The following is a 1,050-nucleotide window of genomic DNA, read 5'->3' on the forward strand; positions in this document are numbered from 1 at the left end:
AACACAGTGGACGCGAGCAACTGAGGACAAGCCCTCGGCCTATTAGTACCGGTCACCTCCACACCTCACGGTGCTTCCAGATCCGGCCTATCAACCCAGTCGTCTACTGGGAGCCTTACCCCATCAAGTGGGTGGGAGTCCTCATCTCGAAGCAGGCTTCCCGCTTAGATGCTTTCAGCGGTTATCCCTCCCGAACGTAGCCAACCAGCCATGCCCTTGGCAGAACAACTGGCACACCAGAGGTTCGTCCGTCCCGGTCCTCTCGTACTAGGGACAGCCCTTCTCAAGACTCCTACGCGCACAGCGGATAGGGACCGAACTGTCTCACGACGTTCTAAACCCAGCTCGCGTACCGCTTTAATGGGCGAACAGCCCAACCCTTGGGACCGACTCCAGCCCCAGGATGCGACGAGCCGACATCGAGGTGCCAAACCATCCCGTCGATATGGACTCTTGGGGAAGATCAGCCTGTTATCCCCGGGGTACCTTTTATCCGTTGAGCGACGGCGCTTCCACAAGCCACCGCCGGATCACTAGTCCCGACTTTCGTCCCTGCTCGACCCGTCGGTCTCACAGTCAAGCTCCCTTGTGCACTTACACTCAACACCTGATTGCCAACCAGGCTGAGGGAACCTTTGGGCGCCTCCGTTACTCTTTAGGAGGCAACCGCCCCAGTTAAACTACCCATCAGACACTGTCCCTGATCCGGATCACGGACCCAGGTTAGACATCCAGCACGACCAGACTGGTATTTCAACGACGACTCCACCCACACTGGCGTGCGAGCTTCACAGTCTCCCAGCTATCCTACACAAGCCGAACCGAACACCAATATCAAACTGTAGTAAAGGTCCCGGGGTCTTTCCGTCCTGCTGCGCGAAACGAGCATCTTTACTCGTAGTGCAATTTCACCGGGCCTATGGTTGAGACAGTCGAGAAGTCGTTACGCCATTCGTGCAGGTCGGAACTTACCCGACAAGGAATTTCGCTACCTTAGGATGGTTATAGTTACCACCGCCGTTTACTGGCGCTTAAGTTCTCAGCTTCGCC

Annotated in this window: 1 rRNA gene; it reads right to left on the reverse strand. The window is 56.5% G+C overall.

Features of this window, described 5'->3' with window-relative positions:
- Positions 1-22: 22 nt before the first annotated feature.
- Positions 23-1,050 (reverse strand): 23S ribosomal RNA (locus tag KUM32_RS20655); the annotation flags it as partial.

It is taken from the genome of Streptomyces sp. AC627_RSS907, from assembly GCF_019049165.1.